Annotated in this window: 16 protein-coding genes; 5 read left to right on the top strand and 11 right to left on the bottom strand. The window is 67.1% G+C overall.

The genetic code is table 11. The features are described from left to right. Nucleotides 1–19: 19 nt before the first annotated feature. From AC5P5M_RS01160 to purB, 4 genes are all read right to left on the bottom strand, one after another. Entirely contained in the window at nt 20–2,851 is a 2,832-nt protein-coding gene (locus AC5P5M_RS01160) for a 2-oxoglutarate dehydrogenase E1 component (protein WP_053515372.1), read from the bottom strand. Nucleotides 2,852–3,037: 186 nt separating this feature from the next. Next, on the bottom strand, nt 3,038–3,940 hold the full coding sequence (locus tag AC5P5M_RS01155) for a GNAT family N-acetyltransferase (protein WP_495205484.1): 903 nt from the start codon (nt 3,938–3,940) through the stop codon (nt 3,038–3,040). 3 nt (nt 3,941–3,943) lie between these two features. Continuing rightward, complete coding sequence (locus tag AC5P5M_RS01150; RefSeq protein ID WP_180875574.1) at nt 3,944–5,353, bottom strand: ribosomal protein uL16 3-hydroxylase; 1,410 nt, start codon at nt 5,351–5,353, stop codon at nt 3,944–3,946. A gap of 679 nt (nt 5,354–6,032) precedes the next feature. Then, on the bottom strand, nt 6,033–7,400 hold the full coding sequence (gene purB, locus AC5P5M_RS01145) for an adenylosuccinate lyase (RefSeq protein ID WP_481559696.1): 1,368 nt from the start codon (nt 7,398–7,400) through the stop codon (nt 6,033–6,035). A gap of 290 nt (nt 7,401–7,690) precedes the next feature. Here purB and AC5P5M_RS01140 point away from each other — a divergent pair, with 290 nt between their 5' ends. Next, nucleotides 7,691–9,127 carry a class II fumarate hydratase gene (locus AC5P5M_RS01140; RefSeq protein ID WP_495205483.1) on the top strand — a complete coding sequence of 479 codons (1,437 nt, stop codon included), beginning with the start codon at nt 7,691–7,693 and terminating at the stop codon, nt 9,125–9,127. 58 nt (nt 9,128–9,185) lie between these two features. Here AC5P5M_RS01140 and AC5P5M_RS01135 read toward each other — a convergent pair whose 3' ends face one another. The 7 genes from AC5P5M_RS01135 to AC5P5M_RS01105 form a co-directional block, all read right to left on the bottom strand. Next, complete coding sequence (locus AC5P5M_RS01135) at nt 9,186–9,611, bottom strand: hypothetical protein (RefSeq protein WP_053515382.1); 426 nt, start codon at nt 9,609–9,611, stop codon at nt 9,186–9,188. Between the two features lie 89 nt (nt 9,612–9,700). Continuing rightward, a complete protein-coding gene (locus AC5P5M_RS01130; protein ID WP_053515384.1) occupies nt 9,701–10,312 on the bottom strand; it encodes a YggN family protein in 612 nt (203 codons plus the stop codon). A 30-nt stretch (nt 10,313–10,342) separates the two neighbouring features. Then, nucleotides 10,343–11,227, bottom strand: coding sequence for a DUF4097 family beta strand repeat-containing protein (locus tag AC5P5M_RS01125; protein ID WP_495205482.1), 885 nt, complete (start codon nt 11,225–11,227; stop codon nt 10,343–10,345). 22 nt (nt 11,228–11,249) lie between these two features. After that, complete coding sequence (locus AC5P5M_RS01120; protein ID WP_065176060.1) at nt 11,250–12,275, bottom strand: ABC-2 transporter permease; 1,026 nt, start codon at nt 12,273–12,275, stop codon at nt 11,250–11,252. Next, on the bottom strand, nt 12,272–13,162 hold the full coding sequence (locus AC5P5M_RS01115) for an ABC transporter ATP-binding protein (protein ID WP_065176059.1): 891 nt from the start codon (nt 13,160–13,162) through the stop codon (nt 12,272–12,274). Before AC5P5M_RS01115 ends, AC5P5M_RS01120 begins: the two co-directional genes overlap by 4 nt. Further along, nucleotides 13,162–13,521 carry a GntR family transcriptional regulator gene (locus tag AC5P5M_RS01110; protein ID WP_053515392.1) on the bottom strand — a complete coding sequence of 120 codons (360 nt, stop codon included), beginning with the start codon at nt 13,519–13,521 and terminating at the stop codon, nt 13,162–13,164. Before AC5P5M_RS01110 ends, AC5P5M_RS01115 begins: the two co-directional genes overlap by 1 nt. Before the next feature lie 2 nt (nt 13,522–13,523). After that, nucleotides 13,524–13,769 (bottom strand): hypothetical protein, encoded by a 246-nt coding sequence (locus AC5P5M_RS01105; protein WP_065176058.1) that lies wholly within the window; start codon nt 13,767–13,769, stop codon nt 13,524–13,526. A 365-nt stretch (nt 13,770–14,134) separates the two neighbouring features. Here AC5P5M_RS01105 and AC5P5M_RS01100 point away from each other — a divergent pair, with 365 nt between their 5' ends. The 4 genes from AC5P5M_RS01100 to AC5P5M_RS01085 all read left to right on the top strand — a co-directional run bounded on the left by AC5P5M_RS01100 (nt 14,135) and on the right by AC5P5M_RS01085 (nt 17,401). Next, complete coding sequence (locus tag AC5P5M_RS01100) at nt 14,135–14,722, top strand: glutathione peroxidase (RefSeq protein ID WP_128987762.1); 588 nt, start codon at nt 14,135–14,137, stop codon at nt 14,720–14,722. A gap of 96 nt (nt 14,723–14,818) precedes the next feature. Further along, complete coding sequence (locus AC5P5M_RS01095) at nt 14,819–15,796, top strand: FKBP-type peptidyl-prolyl cis-trans isomerase (RefSeq protein ID WP_065176057.1); 978 nt, start codon at nt 14,819–14,821, stop codon at nt 15,794–15,796. Between the two features lie 23 nt (nt 15,797–15,819). Beyond that, on the top strand, nt 15,820–17,169 hold the full coding sequence (locus tag AC5P5M_RS01090; protein ID WP_053515400.1) for a UDP-glucose dehydrogenase family protein: 1,350 nt from the start codon (nt 15,820–15,822) through the stop codon (nt 17,167–17,169). After that, nucleotides 17,162–17,401: a SlyX family protein gene (locus AC5P5M_RS01085; RefSeq protein ID WP_053515402.1), complete on the top strand. Its 240-nt coding sequence runs from the start codon at nt 17,162–17,164 to the stop codon at nt 17,399–17,401. Before AC5P5M_RS01090 ends, AC5P5M_RS01085 begins: the two co-directional genes overlap by 8 nt. The last annotated feature ends 11 nt before the right edge of the window (nt 17,402–17,412 follow it).

Raw genomic sequence — 17,412 nt, 5'->3', positions numbered from 1 at the left:
TAAATAAGGGGGAGGAGAGTTATTCAGCGACCTGGTCGTTGAACGGGTTGACCAGTGCGTCGGCAATCAGCTGCTGCTGCTCGCGGACATGGTCAGCCATGTGACCGGCAGCCGGCGACGCCGAACGTGCGCGACCGGCGTAATGCAGGTTCTGGCCCTCGGCCAGGCAGAACTGCAGGTGGTGGCGGATCTGGTACCACGCGCCCTGGTTCTGCGGTTCTTCCTGCGTCCACACCACGTCGGTGGCCTTGCCATACTTCTTCAGTTCGGCAGCCAGCAGCGCACGCGGGAACGGATACAGCTGCTCCACGCGGATGATCGCCACGTCGTCCTGGCCACGCTTGGTCTGGTCTTCCAGCAGGTCGTAGTAGACCTTGCCCGAGCACAGCACCACGCGCTTGACCTTCTTGGCGTCGGCATTGGCATCGCCGATCAGGTGCTGGAACTCGCCGTTGGCCAGCTCGTCCAGGGTCGACACCGCCAGCTTGTGGCGCAGCAGCGACTTCGGCGACATCACCACCAGCGGCTTGCGGGTGGTCATGTGCAGCTGGCGACGCAGCATGTGGAAGGCCTGGGCCGGGGTCGACGGCACGACCACCAGCATGTTCTCCAGCGCGCACAGCTGCAGGAAGCGCTCCAGGCGCGCCGAGCTGTGTTCCGGGCCTTGCCCTTCATAGCCATGCGGCAGCAGCAGGGTCAGGCCGGAAATGCGGCCCCACTTGGCTTCACCGGCGGCGATGAACTGATCGATCACCACCTGGGCGCCGTTGGCGAAGTCGCCGAACTGGCCTTCCCAGATGCACAGCGTGTTCGGATCGGTGGTGGAGAAGCCGTACTCGTAGGCCATCACCGCTTCTTCGCTCAGCAGCGAATCGATGACGGTGGCCTTCTCCGGCGAATCCACCAGCTGCCGCAGCGGCATGTAGTAGTTGTCGGTCTTCTGGTCGTGCAGGATCGCATGGCGGTGCGTGAACGTACCGCGGCCGACGTCCTGGCCGACCAGGCGCAGTGCATGGCCTTCGTCCAGCAGGGTGGCGTAGGCCAGGTTTTCGGCAAAGCCCCAGTCGCCCGGAATCTCGCCAGCGGCCATCTTGCGGCGGTCGTCGTAGACCTTGGCCACTCGCGAGTGCAGCTGCACTTCGTCCGGGATGGTGTTGATCAGCTTGGCCAGCTCGACCAGCTTGTTCTTCTCGACCTTGGTCGAGACCGGGTCGGACAGCTTGCCTTCCAGCAGCTTCGGCCAATCAACGAACAGCGGGCTGCTCGGCGGAGTCTTCTCGACCTTGGCCAGTTCGGTGGTCACTTCGCCGGCGTCCAGCTTCTCGCGGTAGGCATCGACCATCGCCTTGCCGGCGCCGGCGGCGATCACGCCCGCCTTTTCCAGCTGCTCGGCATACATCTCGCGGGTGGTCGGGTGCTTGCGGATCACCTGGTACATCAGCGGCTGGGTGATCGCCGGCTCGTCGGCCTCGTTGTGGCCCCAACGGCGGTAGCACATCAGGTCGATGACCACGTCCTTGGCGAACTTCTGGCGGAACTCGAACGCCAGCTGCGCGGCGAACACCACCGCTTCCGGGTCATCTCCGTTCACGTGCAGCACCGGTGCGGCAATCATCTTCGCCACGTCGGTGGCATAGCGCGTGGAGCGCGTATCCAGCGGATTGGAGGTGGTGAAGCCGACCTGGTTGTTGACCACGATGTGCACGGTGCCGCCGACGGCGAAGCCGCGGGCCTGCGACATCTGGAACAGTTCCATGACCACGCCCTGGCCGGAGAAGGCCGCGTCGCCGTGGATCAGGATCGGCATGACCTGCTTGCGCGCGGTGTCCTTGCGGCGCTCCTGGCGCGAACGCACGGAACCGGCCACGACCGGGTCGGCGATTTCAAGGTGCGACGGGTTGAACGCCAGCGCCAGGTGGACCGGGCCACCCTCGGTGGCCACGTCGGCGGAGAAGCCCATGTGGTACTTCACGTCGCCGGCCGAGGCGTGCTCGTCGTGCTCGAACTTGCCTTCGAACTCGTCGAACAGCTTGCGCGGGTTCTTGCCCAGGGTGTTGACCAGCACGTTCAGGCGGCCGCGGTGGGCCATGCCGATCACCACGTCCTTGACGCCGTCCTTGCCGGCGCTGCGGATGATGGTGTCCATCATCGGGATCAGCGCATCGCCGCCTTCCAGCGAGAAGCGCTTCTGGCCGACGTACTTGGTGTGCAGGTAGCGCTCCAGGCCTTCGGCCGCGGTCAGGCGCTCCAGGGTGCGGCGCTGGGTGTCAGCGTCCAGCTGGTAGTTGCCGCCGGCCAGTTCCAGCTTCTTGTAGATCCACTGGCGCTGCTCGACCTCGGCGATGTGCATGAACTCCGCACCGATCGAACCGGTGTAGGTCGCCTTAAGGCGCGCCAGCAGATCGCGCAGCTTCATGCGCGGCTGGCCGCCGACGCCACCGGTGCTGAACTCGCTGTTGAGGTCGGCATCGGACAGGCTGTGGAACGGCAGGCCCAGGTCCGGCGTATTGACCGGCGCAGCCAGGCCCAGCGGGTCCAGGCGGGCGTCCAGGTGGCCGCGCGAACGGTAGGCGGTGATCAGACGACCGACATTGCGCTCACGCTCGTCGCCCGCACCTGCGCCGGTGCCGGCCTTCAGCGCATCCTTGGCCGCGTCCGCGATGTGGGAAATGACGGCCGAGTGCGGAATGTCACCTGCTTCGCGGCCCTTGAAGCCGTCGAAGTAGGTCTTCCATTTGGGATCGACACTGTCCGGGGAGACGAGGTACTGCTCGTACAGGTCCTCGACATAGGAGGCGTTGCCGCCGGCGAGTTGCGAAGATTGCGCAAACTGCTTCAGTAGATTGTCCACGATGGAGGGTGTTGATTCGCTTTGTGGGGTATGGCTTAAGAAGGACCCGGCAGGAAGATGAATAGCCCTGCGCAGGCGCGTTCAAACAGCCAAATTGTACCCCCATCCGGACACGAAGGGGCATCGCGGAGGCCATCGTGCGTCCCCCGGTGCCGCTTCCAGACAGGTTGAACCCGACCGTCGCGCTCAGAGGCCGAGCGCGCGGAGTTCGCTGCAATCGCGCGAACGGTCCCAGACGCGCTGCAATTGCTGCTCGAACTGCCGCGAACGTGCCGGCAGCGCGGTGCCGGCCTCGCCGTCGAGGCGATGGCCGATCAGACGAAAGTAGAAGTCGCCCCTGTCATTGATCAGGCAGGCGGACGCCAGTGCCCGGTCGACCGGATCGGCCACCTCGCGGAACAGGATCACGCTGGGCAGCCGCTGTGCCATCGCCAGCAGCGGCGCGCCGGCACGGCCAATGGCTGCCGCGTCATGCACGATCACCCGCAGCTGCTTGTCGTGGCGGGCACTGGCGAAGCGGCGCAGGGCGGCCTGTACCGGGCCGGCAGCGAGCAGGCCCGGGTCCAGCAGGTGGCTGTGCAGCCACACCTGGCGACGGGCACGGTGGAGGATGGCGGTGGTGGCGGCCACGGCCTCGGCGTGGCTGTTGATCGCGCTGGCCGCGTCCAGCCGGCGGCGCATCTGCTGGTGCCCCAGGCCGGCCTCCTCGAAGACCTCGCCCTCAGGCAGGAAGCCCTGCCGCGCGTAGAAGTCGCGGGCGGGCAGCTGTGCGTGCAGATGCAGCTCGGCCAGGTCGAGGCCACGGCCGGCCTCGACCAGGGCCTCGAGCAGGGCTTCACCGATGCCCTGGCTGCGGTGGCTCGCCAGCACCGCCATGCGGCCGACGCGACCATCAGGTGTGAGCCGACCAGTGCCGACCGGCGTGCCGTCGGCATCCAGCGCCAGTACATGGGCGCTGACCGGGTCCATCGCGTCGCGCTCCAGTTCGCTGGCAATGCCCTGCTCCTGCACGAACACCTGCTGGCGCACAGCGTGGATGGCGCCATGCGCATCGGCATGACCTACCTGATGGACGCGGATCGAGGGCATGACTCACGCGCGACCGGCGTCGCTGTCGTCTTCTTCGTCGTCTTCGAAGTTGACGATGACCTCGATGCCATCGTCATGCACGGTCACCACGTGGACATCGTCGGACACGGCGTCGTCATCGATCACCTCCACCTGGTCGCGGCCTTCGACCACCTCACCGAGGACGCCTTCATCCTCGCCCTCGTCGTCGGCGCCATACAGCTCGCTGGGGTCGATCAGCTGGAACACGCCGCCGACCAGCAGCTGCTGGACCACCGCGCGGCCCTTGTCCGACAGTCCGCGATAGGCGGCCGCGTCGAGCTGCTCGGCACCGGCCAGGCGCTGCGCATCCTTCACCGGCAGCGCGAAGTCCTGGCCGCTGACGTACAGGCTGGCGCCCCGCTTGGCCCGGCGCCAGGCCAGGCGGGCCCAGGGGTGGCGTTGCAGCAGAAGGCCGGACTGCAGGGCGGCGACCACCTCTTCCTGTTCCGGCGCGGCCTGGTGGGCCATCACTTCGCCGGCGGCGCGGTAGGTGGTGATGAAGCGGCCGAACCAGTCGCCCAGCTTGTCCGGGTCGTTCATGCGGATGGCGTTGAGGGCGGTGATCACCCGTGCCATTGCCACCGTGTCGATCTCGTTCGGATCGGCCGGCAGCTTCAGGTCGGGGTCCTGATAGCGGATGTTCTCGTCGGCATCGGCGATCAGGGTGTCCAGGTAGTCACTGATGAGTTCGGCCGAGGACGGCGCGCGCATGCCGAAGGAGAACGTCAGGCAGGGGTCTTCGGCGACGCCATGGTGCGGCACGTTCGGCGGCAGGTACAGCATGTCGCCCGGCGCCAGCACCCAGTCGTGGGTGGGCTTGAACACCTCCAGCAGCTTCAGTTCCACGTCCGGACGGAACCCCAGCGGCGGGCGCCGGCCCTTGATCGACTCGCTGGCGTCGATCTGCCAGCGACGATGGCCCTGGGCCTGCAGCAGGAACACGTCGTACTGGTCGACGTGGGCACCGACCGAGCCGCCGGTGGCGGCGAAGCTGATCATGACGTCGTCCATGCGCCAGCGCGGGAGGAAGCGGAAGTGCTCGATCAGCGCGCGCACGTCCGGGTCCCACTTGTCCACGTCCTGCACCAGCAGGGTCCAGTCGTGGTCGGGCAGGGCGGGGAATACGTCTTCCTGGAACGGGCCGGTACGTACGCGCCAGCCGTCCTGGCGCTTGTCGTGCTCGATCAGGCGTGCCAGCACGCCTTCCTCGCAGGCCAGCCCGGCCAGGTCTTCCGGCTGCACCGGAGACTGGAAATCAGCGAAGGCGTTGCGGATCAGCAGCGGACGCTTCTGCCAGAAATCGCGCAGGAACACGGCCGGGGACATGCCCAGCGGCTGGCCGGGACGGGCGGTGACTTCGATGAGCGGGGCGGAGGACTTGCGGGCGGCCATGGGGGAATCCTTGCAGCGGAAAGCGGGAGGGCGGCGCGGCGTGCCGCCAAGGCGTCCATTGTCCGACGTTCGTTGGGATTGCGCACGTGCGGTGGTTTGTCGCGGGGTGTCCGGCCAACGGCGGAGCCCCTCGTGGCGGGTGCTTGGTCGCGTGAAGGCAAAAAGCCGTGCTTGGCCGGGCGGGTGGGCTGCGCGGGGGACGTTGCAAGTACGTCCCTGTAAGCTTGGCCGCCGCATCCATGCGGCGGACACCCCCGCGCAGCCCACCCGCCCGGCCCTTGACAGTCTCCTGCGGGGTCCGCCACGGAATGGAGGAAGAAAATCAAGGGCAACAGCGGCTCGCGCGCTGCGCTTGCCCGGCCCTGCAGAACCCAAAAAACCAAAGAGGGACGCGGCAAAGCCGCGTCCCTCCTTCACATTCCGACCCGACAACAAATGCTCTTCGATCCGTCACCGGGATGCTGTCAGAGGTGGGGCGGATTGGGTTCGCGGGGGTGTCCGCGGCATGGATGCCGCGACCAAGCCCCCAGGGACGGGTTCACGGCGTCCCCCGCGAACCCAACCCGCCCCGCCCAACTCCCAGCAATCCAGAGCCTGGACCGCTGTTGCTGTTGCTGTTGCCTTGGCAGTACACGCCTGCCGCAGGCAGCGCCGCGGCCGCCGCCGCAAAGAAAACCCCTCAGATCTTCTTCGCCAGCGCCTCGGCCAGACCGGTATAGCTGCCCGGGGTCATCTCCAGCAGCCGCTGCTTCGCATCCGCCGGCAGCTCCAGCCCCTGTACGAACGCCCGCATCGACTCGGCGGTGATGCCCTGGCCGCGGGTCAGTGCCTTCAGCTGCTCGTACGGGTTCGGCAGGCCGTGGCGGCGCATCACCGTCTGCACCGCTTCGGCCAGCACTTCCCACGCCGCATCCAGGTCGGCATCCAGGCGCTGCGGATTCACCTCCAGCTTGCCCAGTCCCTTGGCCAGCGAGTCCAGCGCCACCTGGCTGTGGCCGAAGGCGGTACCCAGCGCCCGCAGCACGGTGGAGTCGGTCAGGTCGCGCTGCCAGCGGCTGATCGGCAGCTTCGCGCTGAAATGCTCGAACAGCGCGTTGGCGATGCCGAAGTTGCCTTCGGCATTTTCGAAATCGATCGGGTTGACCTTGTGCGGCATGGTCGACGAGCCGACTTCGCCTTCCTTCAGGCGCTGCTTGAAGTAGCCCAGCGAGATGTAGCCCCAGATGTCGCGGGCCAGGTCGATCAGGATGATGTTGGCGCGGCGGGCGGCATCGCCGATTTCGGCGACGTTGTCGTGCGGCTCGATCTGCGTGGTGTACGGGTTGAACACCAGGCCCAGCCCGGTCACGAAGCGTTCGGCGAAGGCCGGCCAGTCCACGTCCGGGTAGCTGGCGACGTGCGCGTTGTAGTTGCCGACCGCACCGTTGATCTTGCCGGTCAGCTCGACCGCGGCGATCTGGCGGCGCTGACGCTCCAGGCGCGCCACCACGTTCGCCAGCTCCTTGCCCAGGGTGGTCGGCGAAGCGGTCTGGCCGTGCGTACGCGACAGCATCGGCTGCGCGGCCTGGGCGTGGGCCAGGCCACGCAGGGTGGCGGCGATGCCGTCGAGCGTCGGCAGCAGCACCTCGCGGCGCGCCTGCTCGAGCATCAGGCCGTAGCTGAGGTTGTTGATGTCCTCACTGGTGCAGGCGAAATGCACGAACTCCAGTGCCGGCGCCAGCTCGGCGTCGTCCTTCAGCTGCTCCTTGATGAAGTACTCCACCGCCTTGACGTCATGGTTGGTGGTGCGCTCGATCTCCTTCACCCGGGCGGCATGGGTGGGGCTGAAACCGCTGGCCAGCGCGCGCAGACGGGCGGTGGCGGCTTCGGAGAACGCTGCAAGCTCGACGATGCCCGGCTCGGCGGCCAGCGCCAGCAGCCACTCCACCTCGACCGTGACGCGGGCCTTGATCAGGCCGTACTCGGAGAAGATCGGGCGCAGGGCATCGACCTTGCCGGCGTAGCGGCCATCGAGCGGGGACAGGGCGAGCAGGGCGGAATCGGACATGTCGGCAGGGCGGGAGCGAGCGGCGGGGCCGATATTCTACGACGCGTGGCCTTCGCATGCTTGGCAGCACCGGGCCACGCCGGGCGCAGGGAGGCTGCGCGCTGTCCTCGCCCGGCCGGGCCCGGCGCTCCCGATGGGCAACGGTGCCGCAGATGAAACGATCCGGCCCGCTTCCGTCATGCCATGCAACGGGCAAGAGAGTATCGTGATTGCCGCCGCCAGCCCGGGAAGCGACACCCTGCCAGCCGCCGCTTCCCTTTCCCCAACTGAAGTAGTGCGGAGTCGATGCAATGAGCAAAGCTGCAAGCAAGGGTGCCTCCCGGGCGTTCCGGATCGAACACGACAGCATGGGCGAGCTGCAGGTGCCTGCCGATGCCCTGTGGGGCGCGCAGACCCAGCGCGCCGTGCAGAATTTCCCGGTGTCCGGCCAGCGCATGCCGCGCGGGTTCATCCGTGCGCTGGGTCTGGTCAAGGGCGCCGCTGCCGGCGTCAACGCCGAACTGGGCCACCTGCCCAGGAACGTGGCCAAGGCGATCCAGGCCGCCGCCGCGGAAGTGGCGGCGGGCGACTGGGACGCGCATTTCCCCATCGATGTCTACCAGACCGGTTCGGGTACGTCCTCGAACATGAATGCCAACGAGGTCATCGCGACCCTGGCCAACCGCGCCGGCAAGGCCGGCAAGACCACGGTCCATCCCAACGACCACGTCAACCAGGGGCAGAGCTCCAATGACGTGATCCCGACCGCGCTGCGCGTCTCGGCGGTGCTGGCGGCGCACGAACAGCTGCTGCCCGCGCTGGCGCATCTGCGCGGGACCATCGACAGGAAGGGCCGCAGCCTGCGCAAGGTGGTCAAGACCGGCCGTACCCACCTGATGGACGCCATGCCGCTGACCTTCGAGCAGGAGTTCGGCGCCTGGTCGGCACAGCTGGCATCGGCACAGGCGCGCATCGAGGACAGCCTCAAGCGCGTCCGCCGGCTGCCCCTGGGCGGCACCGCCATCGGTACCGGCATCAATGCCGATCCGCGTTTCGGCGCTCAGGTGGCCAAGGCCCTCAAGCAGCACTCGGGTTTCAAGTTCGACAGTGCCGACAACAAGTTTGAAGGCCTGGCCGCGCAGGACGATGCGGTGGAGCTGTCCGGCCAGCTCAATGCGCTGGCGGTGGCGCTGATCAAGATCGCCAACGATCTGCGCTGGATGAATGCCGGGCCGCTGGCGGGGCTGGGCGAGATCGAACTGCCGGCCCTGCAGCCGGGCAGCTCGATCATGCCGGGCAAGGTCAATCCGGTGATTCCGGAGGCGACGGTGATGGCCTGCGCGCAGGTGATCGGTCACCACACGGCGATCACGGTGGCCGGGCAGACCGGCAATTTCCAGCTCAATGTGACCCTGCCGCTGATCGCGGTGAACCTGCTCGAAGGCATCGGCCTGCTGGCCAACGTGTCGACGCTGCTGGCCGACAGCGCCATCGCAGGCCTGAAGGTGCGCGAGGATCGCGTGGCGGAGGCGCTGGCGCGCAACCCGATCCTGGTCACTGCGCTGAACCCGATCATCGGCTATGAGAAGGCCGCGGCAATCGCCAAGCGCGCCTACAAGGAACAGCGGCCGGTGCTGGAGGTGGCGCTGGAGGACAGCGGCCTGGGCGAAGCGGAACTGCGGCGCCTGCTGGATCCGACGGCGCTGACCGCTGGCGGCATCCATGCGGGAGGCGGTGGCGGCGGTTGATCTGCCGAGCAGGCTTGCCGGGCCAATGAGAAACGCCGCCCTCGGGCGGCGTTTGCGTTCAGCGACGGTCGGCGACGATGTTGCCGAAGGTCTCGGTGTAGTCCTTGAACTCGGGGATGCGCTGGATCAGGTCGCCTGGAATGACGTCCATGCCCTCCGGCGGCTGGATCTTCACCGGCTGCATGTTCGGATCGGCCGGGGCGGCCACCAGCGTGTTCTGGCGCAGTACCTGCAGCTTGCCGAACATCGTCTGCAGCATCTGTTTCTGCGCATCGTCCAGCGGAATCTGGATCTCGTCCATCTTCATCGTGCCGTCGGCCAGGATGATGATGTTCGGTGCCGGTGGACGGCGCACGGTCACCATGCCTTCGCTGACGGAGATCTTGGGCTTGCCACGCTCTGCGCGGTGGTTGCGGTAATCCTGGTCGCAGCCGGCCAGGCCCAGGCAGAACAGGGCAGCCAGCAGCAGAAACAGCTTCTTCATGACGATTCGATCGGGGGCATCCGGGGTACCCATTGTAAGCCCGGTGGCGGCAGCGGGGACCCGCTGCCGGCCGGCTGCGCTGAAGTGTCTCAGTTGGAGAAGGTGACCGAGCTGTCCTTCCCGCAGTCGTCGACGTCGCTCTGGTCCATGCTGGCGTAGGGCTTGAAGGCCGGCAGTTCGCGGGCAAGCGCCTGCTGGCTGGCCAGCATCGCCGGCAGGCGGTCGCAGATGCGCTTGGCCTGCGCTTCGATCTTGGCGGCCTCGGCGTTGATCCGCTTCTCCACGCCTTCGCTGTCACCGCTGAAGATACCCTTGAGCGCTTCACCGGCAGCGCTGGCACCGAGCTTGGCACCGGCCAGGCCGACATTCATCCCGTCCGTCGCGATGGCGACCACGTGACCGCGGTACTCCAGCAGCTGGCGGCGCTGCGCGTCGTTGGTCGGCACATCCTTGCCGCCGATCAGCAGATGTCCATCCGGCGTGATCTCCGCGCGCGGCTGATTGTCGGCGGAGATCTTGATGTTGCCCTCAGTGATCTCCCTGCGGGCCTCATCCATGGCTTCCTGGACTTTTCTGCCAACGCCGCTGGAGGTTTCGGCGACGCTCTTGCCGACACTGGTGTCGGGCGCGGAAGACGTGCCACCGCAGGCGATCAGCGGCAGGCACAGCAGGGTGGCAGGCAGCAGGCGCATCAGGTTCATGGCATTCCCCTCGAATCGGTGGGTTGGGATTTACTTGTTGCGGGGCAGGGTGACCCTGCCGCTGACGTTGCGGTGCACGACGTCGCCGCTGCCGCTGTGATCGACGGTCAGGTTGCCGCGCACGCCATCGACGTCGACGTCGCCGGAGCCATGGCTGCGCACGTGCACATCGCCGCCGATGTCACCCAGGTCGATGCCCCCCGAGCCCACCACGCCGATCTGGACGCTGCCCTGCACGCGCTTGAAGTCGACGTCGCCCGATCCGACTGTGTCCAGGCGTGCGTTGCCACGCACGTCGCTGATCGTGAGGTCGCCGGAGCCGACCGTGCCGACGATCGCGTCGCCCCCGATGTTGCGCGCCTTGACGTCACCCGAGCCGAGCGACAGCAGGTTCAGTGCGCGGCCACCGTCGATCTCCAGGTCGCCGGAGCCGACGGAGGCATGGATGGTGCCGCGGGTGCCGCGCGCAACGGCGTCGCCGGAGCCGACATCCACGCTCAGTGACTGCGCGTTGTCGATGCTGGCATCGCCGGAGCCGACCTTGAACTGCAGCGGCAGGTTGTCCGGCACGCTGCCGCGGATGTCCAGCCAGGCGTAGAAGTTGCCCAGGTTCAGGCCGGCACGGCTTGCGCGGCGCAGGCTGACCACCAGCTTGTCGCCTTCCCGGCGCTGGTCCAGCACCAGCTGGTCCAGCAGATCCTGGCTGGACGCGCAGGCACGGCCGTCGAGCTGACCGCCTCCACTGCGGGCGGTCACCTTCAGATCGAACTGGTTCACCTCGAACACCACCGCCTTGGCACCGGCCGCGTCCAGCTTCAACGTGCGTGCAGCGGTGAACTTGCAGTTGGGTGCATCGGCGGCCAGGGCCGACAGCGGCATCAGCAACAACGCGGTACAGGCGAGCAGGGAACGCATGGGTGGTGGCTCCGGTAAGGGGTCAGATTTCGCCGGCGCGGCGGCGCAGGCGGATGGCAAGGAAGATGAAAAGCGCGCCGAACGCAGCGCCGATCCACAGTCCCGGCATCGCCAGCGACTTCAGCTGCGCGACCGGGCCCATCAGCGCGGTGACCGATTCCAGGTCCGCACGCGAGTCCTGCAGGCCGGTGCGGTAGATCAGGTCCATGCCGGGCACGCCACTGAGCAGCAGGCGACCGACGACGTTCTGCCAGAACCAGCCGCTGGTGAGCCCGAACAGGGTCATGACCTTGGTGGTGGAGACGATGATCCCGGCGAACAGCGGCAGCATCACCGCCCACAGGAACGGCTTGGACTTGGCCCAGGCCGAGCACAGCAGCAGCCAGCCGGCGGTCGGCAGCGCCCACAGGACGTAGACCGGAATCCAGGACAGGTGGCCGGCGGCCAGGGTCAGCGGGCTGGCCGGTCCCCAGATCAGGTTCATCGGGCTGCCACCGTGCAGCGCGGCCACCAGGCTGATGATGGCGAGGAAGCCGAACATGGTCAGGATGCCCGCGACCACTGCGATCAGCGGGGCGATCACCAGCGCGCTGATCACCTTGGAAAGCACGGTCTGGGTATCGGACAGTGGCAGCGATTTCCAGAACAGGATGCTGCGGTCGCGGCGGTCGTCATACAGCGCGCCAAGGCAGTAGAAGAACATCACGAACGCCAGCACCAGGAATGGCCAGGCCGAACTGAGCACCAGGGTCAGGTCGAGGCCGTTGCCCAGGTCGGCCATGTCCTTGGCACTGATGTTGCGGGTCAGCAGCGCCAGGTCCAGGCCGTTGATGTTCACGTCCTCGCCATCGATGTGCAGATTGCCGTCGCGCGCAGCGCGATGCAGGGCGAACAGGCCGAAGGCGATGCCCACACCGCTCATCAGCAGCGACACCACGCCGGCAATCAGCGGCGCATAGAGGAACCCGCCACGGTTCTCCCAGTATTCACGCTTGAGCAGCCAGCGCAGCGTGCCGGCGGGGCCGACGGGATGATTGACGGCGTTCATGCGTAGGTCCCCTTCATGACAGCGACGAACAGATCAGCCAGGCCCGGGCTGCGGGTCTCGCCGAGGGAGGTGAGCTGGTCACGCGGCACGCCGTCATACAGCAGCACGGTCTTGCCGAAGGCCAGGGCGCGCTCGTCGATCGGCTTGAGCGCACGCGCGGTATCGAGCTGCTCGGCGTTGACCAGCAGCTCGGTGTAGCGTTGGCCGACATCGTCCATCTCTGCGTCGAGCACGATGCGGCCGTCGCGGATGAACATGACGTCGCTGAGGATGTGCTCGATCTCTTCGACCTGGTGGGTGGTGACGATGATCGTCTTCTGCTCGTCGAAGTAGTCCTCCAGCAGGCGCTGGTAGAACTCCTTGCGGTACAGGATGTCCAGGCCCAGGGTCGGCTCGTCGAGCACCAGCACGCGGGCGTCGATGGCCATCACCAGGGCCAGGTGCAGCTGCACGATCATGCCTTTGGACAGTTCGCGCACGCGCTGCTTCGGCTGCAGCTTGGTGTTGGCCAGGAAGCGCTCGCAGCGGGCGCGATCGAAGCGTGGATGCACGCCGGCGACGAAGTCGATGGCCTCGCGCACCTTCAGCCAGCGGGGCAGCACCGCGACGTCGGCGATGAAGCAGATGTCCTTCATCAGCTCATCCCGATGCAGGCGCGGGTCGCGGCCGAGCACGCTGAGGTCGCCTTCCACCGTGGTCAGGCCGAGGATGGCCTTCAACGCGGTGGTCTTGCCGGCACCGTTGGGTCCGATCAGGCCGATGATCCGGCCCGCCGGAATGGTGAAGCTGGCATTGTCGAGCGCGACCGTGCTCTTGTAGGCCTTGCGCAGGCCGCGGGCGGTGATGACCGCGTCGCTTGCAGCGGTACTGGTGAGGCTGGCATTCATCAGACTTTCCCCTGGGTCAGCAATTCGTCGAGGCTCAGCCCCAGGCGCTGGATGCGCTCCAGGACGGCCGGCCATTCTTCATTGAGGAAGCGCTCGCGCTCGCTGCTGCGCAGCTGCGTGGCCGCCTGCTCGGTCATGAACATGCCCAGGCCCCGGCGCTTCTCGACCAGGCCTTCGTCAGCCAGTTCCTGGTAGGCGCGCGAAACGGTGATGGGGTTGAGCTGGTAGTCGGCGGCCACCTGGCGCACCGAAGGCAGGGCGTCGCCCGGCTTGAGGATTCCGTCGAGCATCATGGCGATCACGCGCTCCTTCAGCTGGCGGTAGATGGGAGCGCCGTCGCTCCACTGGATGTCGCTCATGGTCAGCTCCGTGGGGTCAGCGGCTGTGCGAACGAGAAATACGGCATGGACAGGGAGCTGTGCAGCCGACGCGGGGGGGAGGGTGAAGCTTCCGGCGTCCCGGCCGTGGGAGTGGGCGCGTCCTGCGGGGTATCGGACAGAGAGGGGGCGGTGGGCGCGCGTGGCGAGGCCAGCCACGCCATCACCAGCAGGGTCGAAACGGCGGTGATCGCGGGAGCGGTGACGTTGCGATGCATCCGGGTGTTCATGGCATACCCCCTGTCTCAGGTGACTGGTGTTGTATGCAACTATAACACCGGCACGCCGACGTGCAACCCCCGACATGACCCAACTGATGGCAGGGGGTGTCATGGCATAGACGCAATTCTGCAAGTCATTGATTTGAATGCGGAATGATGCTCGGTGGGCGCAGGCCGTCGCGTCGCTTCCATTCAGCTGCGTCCATGCTATGTCAAGCACCGGCCAGCTTCTGGCTCCGGCTGCGTTGCCGCCAATCCGCGCAAAGCGCCGGGGCGGTCGCGCGGCCGGGTGCCCCCGGGGCCGGTGCTATAGTTCGGCCGATTCCCGGCCGCTCCCGGCCGGGCCCTGTGAATGGCCACCGCGGACCGCTCCGATGCCCCTGCCGACCGTCTTCCCGTGCCGCCTGCGCGGTCTTTCCCTGCTGACCCTGCTGGCTGGGCTGGCCCTTCCCGGCCTCACCCTGGCCGCCGATCTGCTGGATGTGGACTACCGGCCCCTGGCCGGCAAGCAGCAGGTCAACCTGCAGCAGCGCTATCACGGCCAGGTGCTGCTGGTGGTCAATACCGCCAGCAAGTGCGGGTACACGCCGCAGTACGAAGGCCTGGAAGCGCTGCAGCAGCGCTATGCACGCCGCGGGTTCGCGGTCCTCGGCTTCCCGTCCAACGATTTCAAGGGCCAGGAACCCGGTGACGAAGCGCAGATCCAGGAATTCTGCACGCTGACCTATGGCGTGAAGTTCCCGATGTTCGAGAAGGTCCACGTGGTCGGTGCGCAGGCCACCCCGCTGTACCAGCGCCTGACCGCGGCAACCGGCGTGGCGCCGGGCTGGAACTTCCACAAGTACCTGGTCGGCCGCGACGGCAGGGTCATCGCCCAGTTCGCCAGCAAGGTCACGCCGGATGATCCGCAGCTGATCGCGGCCATCGACAAGGCACTGGCCGCGCCCGCCGCCACGCGTTGATATCCGGCACGGATGCCTCGACATCGACGGCATGCGTGCGACAATGCTTCTTTTCGCGCCGACGTCGGCGCCCAGTCACTTCCAGGAATGCAGCGAATGAAGATGGGAATGCGCGGCGCAGCGGCGTCGGTTCTGATTCTGGCGATGGGCACTTCGGGTGTCGCTCTGTCGCAACAACCGGCGGCCCCCGCAGCCGCCAAGGAGACCGCAACCTTGAATTCCCCCAAGCAGAAGCTCGGTTACGCCATCGGCCTGGATGTCGCCAAGTCGTTCACCCCGATCGCCGATGAAATCGACGTCGCTGCCCTGCGCACGGCCGTGGAGCGTTCGTTCGAAGGCCTGCAGCCGCAGATCACCCAGGAACAGGCCAAGGCCACCGATGCCGCCCTGCGCCAGGTCGTGATGGCCCGCAGCGGCCAGCAGGTGCCGGGCGTTGCGCCGGGCTCGCAGCCGCCGAAGGTCGATCGGGTGAAGGTCGCACAGATGATCGGTTCCTACTCGGTGGGTCCGTCGCTGGCACAGCTGAAGGACGACATTGACGTTGCGTCGCTGTTTGACGCAATCAGCACTGGTCTGAGCAAGGGCCAGCCGAAGATGACCGAGGCTGACGCCACGGCCACCATCCAGGCGTTCATGGGCGCCAAGCAGGCCGAAATGCAGGCCAAGGCTGCCCAGGCTGCACAGACCAACCGTCAGGAAGGCAATGCATTCCTGGCCAAGAACAAGACCCAGCCGGGCGTGGTGACCACGGCCTCGGGGCTGCAGTACCAGGTGATCCGCCCGGGCAGCGGCGAGCGTCCGCTGCCGACCAGCAAGGTGCGCGTGAACTACGAAGGCAAGCTGCTCGACGGCACCGTCTTTGACAGCTCCGCCAGCCGTGGCCCGGCCGAGTTCGGCCTGGACCAGGTGATCAAGGGCTGGACCGAAGGCGTCGCGCTGATGCCGGTCGGCTCCAAGTACCGCTTCTGGATCCCGGGCGAGCTGGCCTACGGTGAGAACGGCACCCCGGGCGGCCCGATCGGTCCGAACGCCACGCTGACCTTCGACGTCGAACTGCTGGGCGTCCTGCCGTAAGCCACCACGGAGCCTGCACGGACATGCGCGTTGCGATTTTCGGTACCGGTTACGTCGGCCTGGTGACGGGCACCTGCCTGGCCGATGTCGGCCACCAGGTGATCTGCGTCGATATCGACCAGGGCAAGGTCGATGGCCTGAACCAGGGCATCATCCCGATCTATGAGCCGGGCCTGGAGCCGATGGTGAAGGCCAACCACGCTGCGGCGCGGCTGGCGTTCACCACTGATGCGGCCGCGGCGATCGCGCATGGCCAGGTGGTGTTCATCGCCGTGGGCACACCGCCGGACGAGGATGGCAGCGCCGACCTGCAGTACGTGCTGGCCGTGGCCCGCACCATCGGCCGGCACATGAGCGTGCCGACCGTGGTGGTCAACAAGTCGACGGTGCCGGTCGGCACCGCCGACAAGGTCCGTGCAGCGATCACCGACGAACTCGCGGCGCGCGGCGCCGACATCGCCTTCGATGTGGTCTCCAACCCGGAGTTCCTGAAGGAAGGCGACGCGGTCGCCGACTGCATGCGACCGGACCGCATCATCATCGGTGCCACCAGCGACGAGTCGGTGGCGGTGATGCGTCGCCTGTATGCACCGTTCAACCGCAACCACGACCGCGTGGTGGAGATGGACGTACGCTCGGCCGAGCTGACCAAGTACGCCGCCAACGCGATGCTGGCGACCAAGATTTCGTTCATGAACGAGATTGCCAACATTGCCGAGCGTGTCGGCGCCGACGTCGAGCAGGTCCGCCAGGGGATCGGCTCGGACCCGCGCATCGGCTGGCATTTCATCTATCCGGGCGCCGGTTACGGTGGCTCGTGTTTCCCCAAGGATGTGCAGGCGCTGGCCCGCACCGCCCAGCAGAGCGGCCTGGAGCCGAAGCTGCTGAACGCGGTGGAAGCGGTCAACGATGCGCAGAAGGGCCACCTGTTCGCCCTGGTCCAGCGCCACTACGACAAGGGCGAGGACGAGGGCGTGCGCGGCAGGACGTTCGCCGTGTGGGGGCTGGCCTTCAAGCCGAATACCGACGACATGCGCGAGGCCTCCAGCCGCCGCCTGCTGGCGCAGCTGTGGGAGGGTGGGGCGACCGTACGTGCGTTCGACCCCGAAGCCATGCACGAAGCGCAGCGCATCTTCGGTGAGCGCGATGATTTGGTGTTCTGTGACAGCGCCGATGACGCGCTGCAGGGCGCCGATGCGTTGATCGTGGTGACCGAATGGAAGCAGTTCCGCAGCCCTGATTTTTCGATGCTGCGCGAACGGCTGAAGGACGCGGTCGTGTTCGACGGCCGCAACCTGTACGACCCCGCCGAGGTCGAAGCGGCGGGCCTGGCGTACTACGGCATCGGCCGGGGGCGTTCACTGCATGTCTGAGCTGCCGACCGAACGCGAGCAGGCGCTGGAAGCGCGCCTGGTCGAGCTGGAGATGCGTGTGTCCTTCCAGGAACACGCGCTGGCCGAACTGAGCGACGCACTGGCCGATGCCCGGATGCAGGGCACCCGCAACGCCGATGTGCTGCGCGTGCTGCTGGAAGACCTGGGCAAGGTCCGCAACGCACTGAATTCCTCCGATCCGGCGAGCGAACCGCCGCCGCCGCACTACTGATCCATACCCTT

The sequence above is a fragment of the Stenotrophomonas sp. YJH_SMC_106-19 genome, assembly GCF_059368375.1.
Note: the sequence above shows the minus strand (reverse complement) of the source record. Positions and strands in the feature narration are given on the sequence as shown.

What these genes read in the sequence shown, in the direction of transcription:
- AC5P5M_RS01155 (WP_495205484.1), bottom strand. Translation starts at nt 3,940, where the DNA reads ATGCCCTCGATCCGCGTCCATCAGGTAGGTCATGCCGATGCGCATGGC.
- AC5P5M_RS01150 (WP_180875574.1), bottom strand. Translation starts at nt 5,353, where the DNA reads ATGGCCGCCCGCAAGTCCTCCGCCCCGCTCATCGAAGTCACCGCCCGT.
- purB (WP_481559696.1), bottom strand. Translation starts at nt 7,400, where the DNA reads ATGTCCGATTCCGCCCTGCTCGCCCTGTCCCCGCTCGATGGCCGCTAC.
- AC5P5M_RS01140 (WP_495205483.1), top strand. Translation starts at nt 7,691, where the DNA reads ATGAGCAAAGCTGCAAGCAAGGGTGCCTCCCGGGCGTTCCGGATCGAA.
- AC5P5M_RS01135 (WP_053515382.1), bottom strand. Translation starts at nt 9,611, where the DNA reads ATGAAGAAGCTGTTTCTGCTGCTGGCTGCCCTGTTCTGCCTGGGCCTG.
- AC5P5M_RS01130 (WP_053515384.1), bottom strand. Translation starts at nt 10,312, where the DNA reads ATGAACCTGATGCGCCTGCTGCCTGCCACCCTGCTGTGCCTGCCGCTG.
- AC5P5M_RS01125 (WP_495205482.1), bottom strand. Translation starts at nt 11,227, where the DNA reads ATGCGTTCCCTGCTCGCCTGTACCGCGTTGTTGCTGATGCCGCTGTCG.
- AC5P5M_RS01120 (WP_065176060.1), bottom strand. Translation starts at nt 12,275, where the DNA reads ATGAACGCCGTCAATCATCCCGTCGGCCCCGCCGGCACGCTGCGCTGG.
- AC5P5M_RS01115 (WP_065176059.1), bottom strand. Translation starts at nt 13,162, where the DNA reads ATGAATGCCAGCCTCACCAGTACCGCTGCAAGCGACGCGGTCATCACC.
- AC5P5M_RS01110 (WP_053515392.1), bottom strand. Translation starts at nt 13,521, where the DNA reads ATGAGCGACATCCAGTGGAGCGACGGCGCTCCCATCTACCGCCAGCTG.
- AC5P5M_RS01105 (WP_065176058.1), bottom strand. Translation starts at nt 13,769, where the DNA reads ATGAACACCCGGATGCATCGCAACGTCACCGCTCCCGCGATCACCGCC.
- AC5P5M_RS01100 (WP_128987762.1), top strand. Translation starts at nt 14,135, where the DNA reads ATGCCCCTGCCGACCGTCTTCCCGTGCCGCCTGCGCGGTCTTTCCCTG.
- AC5P5M_RS01095 (WP_065176057.1), top strand. Translation starts at nt 14,819, where the DNA reads ATGAAGATGGGAATGCGCGGCGCAGCGGCGTCGGTTCTGATTCTGGCG.
- AC5P5M_RS01090 (WP_053515400.1), top strand. Translation starts at nt 15,820, where the DNA reads ATGCGCGTTGCGATTTTCGGTACCGGTTACGTCGGCCTGGTGACGGGC.
- AC5P5M_RS01085 (WP_053515402.1), top strand. Translation starts at nt 17,162, where the DNA reads ATGTCTGAGCTGCCGACCGAACGCGAGCAGGCGCTGGAAGCGCGCCTG.